Genomic DNA, 2,222 nt, shown 5'->3' with positions numbered 1-2,222 from the left:
AGGGGATAATCGCCGTATAGTCGAGTCAGGCACCGCTTTGATTCAAGGGCTTATCAGTGGAGATGTGAATAAAGCGGTAGCGAATGCGAGTGCGCCGTATATTGCGAATGAAATCGCCAAAAATATTCCAGAGAAGAACAAAGAAGGACGCATCATTGCCCACGGTATTGCGAATGTTGCATTAGCGTTGGCAAAAGGCGAAAATGCAGGGGCACAATCGCTCGGTGCAATGACAGCGGAAGCGGTTGGAATGTTATCTGAGAAACTGTATAACAAACCAGCTAGCCAACTGACGGAAGACGAAAAAGCGACGGTGAGTGCATTTGCGAGTCTGGCAGCGGGTATTGCAGGCGGTTTAGTGGGTGGAGATACCTCGAGTGCCGGAAATGCAGCCCAAGCAGGGAAGACGACGGTTGAGAATAACTTTTTAAGCCTAGATGACCGTGAAAAAAGAGATAAGGCACTCGAAGATCAAAAGGCTGGAAAGAACCTTAAAGAAGCCTCTCAAAATATTATCTATTTAACAGATAAAGATAATTATACCGACAAGTTACTCTACCAGTATGGTCAAGGTACGCTAGATAAAGCGGGTGAGGCGGCATTGACTGAATACCTTAATGCGTATGCGACACAGCTGCAGCTAAGAGGGATGAGTGAAGCGGATGCACTCAAGGCTGTAGAACAGATATTGAGGTATCCAAGTAGTGCAACACCTGATTTGTCTGCTGAATACAATAAAGCGTTAGGACAACTCAGCACTGAAGAAAGACATGCATGGCAAGCGATGATTGGTACTGATGCGTTATTAGCTGGGCCGGGACGAGCCAGCCAATTAATGCGGTTAGCGTTGATTTCAGGCGGTTCTTATCAGACTGGAACTGGTCTTGCTCAAATTGCAGATGGTAAAATCGCTGACGGTCTAATCAATGTTGGTCTTGGTGGGCTGGCTGTATCAGGCGGCTACTTAGGAAATAAAGTTACTACAGGTAAGCCGAGTGGTGGGATTGTCTCTCCTGAAAGTAATGTATGGCAAACAGGGACAATCGGCAATGTAATAACTAAATCTGATGGTTTATTGACAGGGCACGTTACAAAAGTCACTCCTCAAATGACAAAAGAAAATATTCGTTCACTTAATCGTGAAAATGAGAGTGCTCAAATATTATCTAAATCAGGTTTTCATGTAGAACAAAACCCGGCCGTTTTAGGAAATAAAGACCCTGATTATCGTATTAATGGTGAAATTTTTGATAACTATGCACCTAAGTCAAGTAGTGTGCGAAATATATGGTCTGAGGTAAAAGGAAAAATAGACAAAGGACAAACTAACAATGTAGTTATTAATATGTCCGATACTAAAGTTTCTGTTCCTGAGTTACAACAGCAGCTTACTAAATGGCCAATTATGGGATTGGATAAAGTGATTATTATTGATAAATCTGGGAATGCTGTTAGAGTGAAATGAGGGAGATATGTCTATAGATTTAAGATGTTACACGACTTTATCGGTCGATGAGTTACAAAAAAAACTGGATGTATTTTTGACTAAATACCCAGAAATTTTCCCAAAGCACTATATTTTATATAGAGCAAGAGAATTAGGACCATTTGACAAAGAAATTTCAAATGAATACGGTTTAGATCCTGAGTCTTATTTCTATATTAGTGTATCGAATAAATTACTTGAAATATGTACAAATGAAATTGCTCACCTAGTTAAAGAAGAGTTAGGGAAAGATAGGGTTATAGTCCTTCATAATGGTGAAGATCTAATATGAGATATGATCCCAGTTCAATACTGGGATCTCTTTAGCGGCTTTACTTCCCCTCAGCCAACTGGATAATCAGCTGTCCGGCTTGGCGAGAGAGGGTATAGTGACTGCCCACCTCAAAGCCCAGCTCATTCAGCCACTTACCGCTTAAAGTCAGTTGCGGGCTGGGGTTGGGTTTACCTCGGTTTGGGACGTAACCCACTGTATACTTTCTGGTTTTGACCACTTCCAATTAATTACTCTTTGATGTCCACCGTTTAGCATCATGCATATGTAAGATGCTGTTGATCACGGTCTCAATCGCTTCTCTCTCTTTCTCATCTAGCTGTGAAATCGCTTCAAACTGTCGCTTATTAATGCAGGCAAAGGTGGTTTTGATATCACCGTCGGTAATCATACGCAACTCGATGGGGCGGTGATTAGCAGCACTGCGGACGCTGAAAAGAACAA

Annotated in this window: 3 protein-coding genes and 1 pseudogene; 2 read left to right on the top strand and 2 right to left on the bottom strand. The window is 42.0% G+C overall.

Annotated elements, in window-relative coordinates; genetic code table 11:
- Window positions 1–1,465 (top strand): VENN motif pre-toxin domain-containing protein (locus G6Q48_RS21850; protein ID WP_242685851.1); only part of this gene is annotated, 1,465 nt, incomplete at its 5' end.
- 7 nt (window positions 1,466–1,472) lie between these two features.
- Window positions 1,473–1,778 carry a hypothetical protein gene (locus tag G6Q48_RS21840; RefSeq protein ID WP_166268390.1) on the top strand — a complete coding sequence of 102 codons (306 nt, stop codon included), beginning with the start codon at window positions 1,473–1,475 and terminating at the stop codon, window positions 1,776–1,778.
- 40 nt (window positions 1,779–1,818) lie between these two features.
- On the opposite strand, the gene G6Q48_RS21835 is transcribed toward G6Q48_RS21840, so the two are convergent.
- Window positions 1,819–1,998: a SymE family type I addiction module toxin gene (locus G6Q48_RS21835; protein ID WP_336431280.1), complete on the bottom strand. Its 180-nt coding sequence runs from the start codon at window positions 1,996–1,998 to the stop codon at window positions 1,819–1,821.
- 6 nt (window positions 1,999–2,004) lie between these two features.
- Window positions 2,005–2,222 (bottom strand): annotated as a pseudogene (locus G6Q48_RS22385) (hypothetical protein); the annotation flags it as partial.

The sequence above is a fragment of the Providencia sp. M-27 genome (assembly GCF_011077905.1).
Taxonomy (GTDB): Bacteria; Pseudomonadota; Gammaproteobacteria; order Enterobacterales; family Enterobacteriaceae; genus Providencia; species Providencia huaxiensis.
Note: the sequence above shows the minus strand (reverse complement) of the source record. Positions and strands in the feature narration are given on the sequence as shown.